Consider the following 1,714-nt stretch of genomic DNA (forward strand, 5'->3'; position numbering starts at 1 on the left):
CAACCATGGAAGAACTTTTTCAACTAGACGTGCTGTCACCGGCTCATCCGTAATCTCCAGCGTGACAGATTTCAGCCGCACGCCCGGCCCGAAGCTCGCCGCCAGATTGTCAGGGTCCACCAGCGCGACGCTCGTCGGATCGGATATGTCGCCGAAGGTCACAAGGCGCGGCAGCGCGTCTGGCGGCAGCGGCACGGCGGGTTTGCCCTTCTGCGCCACGATATGGCGCATGAAATCCTCGAACCCTTCCTTGCCGATGCCGGTCCGTGCATCGGCATAGGCCGCCTCCGCCCATCCCAGGTCCAGCAGCGCGAAGAGATAGCGGCCAGGCAGGACCTCCACCACAACCGCCTCGCCGGTCAGCTTAGCCTCCACCGTGCCCGCGTCGGGCAGGGTCTTGGGCTTGCTGATCACCTTCATTCTGGTCACGGAAGATCCCGAGACCTCGCCCGAGGGTGCCTCGACCGTGACGGTCAGCTTCTGGTTCCATGTGAATGTCTTGCAACTGTTGAGGACGAAGAGGAGGGGAAGCAGCAGCAATAGCGCGAGGCCTCGTTTGACTGACATGTTTCCCCTCACCTGCATCCGCTTAGGCCTGCACTATGGCGGTGCGGCACAGCGCTGGCCACAACTATTGCGGGAAGGGCTGGCGTGCGACAGTATGCAATTCCGGCAGATCAGACCCGGGGCTGCCGGATTTGTGATCACAAGAAAAATCGACGTGATCACAAAATGGCAGTTTTGCGTTAACGCGCGGGAAATCGTCGGTTTTGCGCCAATCGCGACGTGACATGGGCGGCTTTTGCGTTATGAAGAACGGGACTGCCCGCTGGCGTTTCCGCGCGCCCGTGGGGCCGAGGCAAGAGAGGGACCGACCATGGCCGATGTCAACCGGGGCAACCGTCCGCTGTCGCCGCATCTGCAGATCTACCGCCCGCAACTGACCGCGATCACCTCTATCCTGACGCGGATCACCGGCAATGCGCTGATCGTGGCGGTGTTCCTGATCGTCTGGTGGCTTCTGGCCGCGGCGACGAGCGAGGCCTATTTCGCTACTGCCGATGCAGTCCTGACCTCATGGTTCGGCAAGCTCGTGTTCCTCGGTTCGATCTGGGCGGTCTGGTATCACCTTCTGGCGGGCCTCCGGCATCTTTACTTCGACAGTGGGCGGGGGCTCGACATCCCCACAGCCGAGAAGCTCGGCTGGGCCTGCATCATCGGGTCGGTTTTGCTGACCCTTTTCACCATCATCATTCTCTGAGGGGGCAGGGCCATGCGTTACCTCACCGACCGCAAGCGCGCCGAAGGGCTGGGTTCGGCCAAGTCCGGAACGGAACATCACTGGCACATGCAGGTTTCGGCCGTTGGCCTTGCGATCCTGATCCCGGCCTTTCTCTTCACCTTCGGCAGCATCCTGGGCGCGCCTTTTGAAGAGGTGATCGCCTATTACGCCCGGCCTTACCCGGCCATCGTCGCCGGGCTGACGCTGCTGGTTGGCCTTTATCACTTCAAGAACGGCGCGCAGATGATGATCGAGGATTACGCCCATGGCTTTGCCCGCAAGGCGGCGGTCATCGCGGTGATCTGCCTGTCTTACGGCCTGATGGCCACCGGGCTTTACGCGCTGATCAAGCTCGCGCTCTGAGGGACTGAACATGACCGCATATGCTTACGAAACACATGAATACGACGTGGTTGTGGTTGGCGCCGGAGG

The 1,714-nt window shown here is 61.5% G+C and carries 3 protein-coding genes; 2 read left to right on the plus strand and 1 reads right to left on the minus strand.

All coding sequences use genetic code 11. The annotated features are described in order from the left end of the window. Nucleotides 1-567, minus strand: a 567-nt coding sequence (locus WBB85_RS05550; RefSeq protein WP_432637634.1) for a hypothetical protein, incomplete at its 3' end; no start/stop codon positions are given. A gap of 310 nt (nucleotides 568-877) precedes the next feature. On the opposite strand from WBB85_RS05550, the gene sdhC reads away from it, so the two are divergent. Together sdhC and sdhD are read left to right on the plus strand one after the other, a co-directional pair. Continuing rightward, nucleotides 878-1,261, plus strand: a complete 384-nt coding sequence (sdhC, locus tag WBB85_RS05555) for a succinate dehydrogenase, cytochrome b556 subunit (protein WP_432637635.1) — start codon at nucleotides 878-880, stop codon at nucleotides 1,259-1,261. Between the two features lie 12 nt (nucleotides 1,262-1,273). Then, the gene (sdhD, locus tag WBB85_RS05560) at nucleotides 1,274-1,645 is read left to right on the plus strand and encodes a succinate dehydrogenase, hydrophobic membrane anchor protein (protein ID WP_432637636.1); all 372 of its coding nucleotides are present in this window, start codon (nucleotides 1,274-1,276) and stop codon (nucleotides 1,643-1,645) included. Nucleotides 1,646-1,714: the final 69 nt, after the last annotated feature.

It is taken from the genome of Albidovulum sp., assembly GCF_049646345.1.
In the GTDB taxonomy this organism is placed as follows: Bacteria; Pseudomonadota; Alphaproteobacteria; order Rhodobacterales; family Rhodobacteraceae; genus Albidovulum.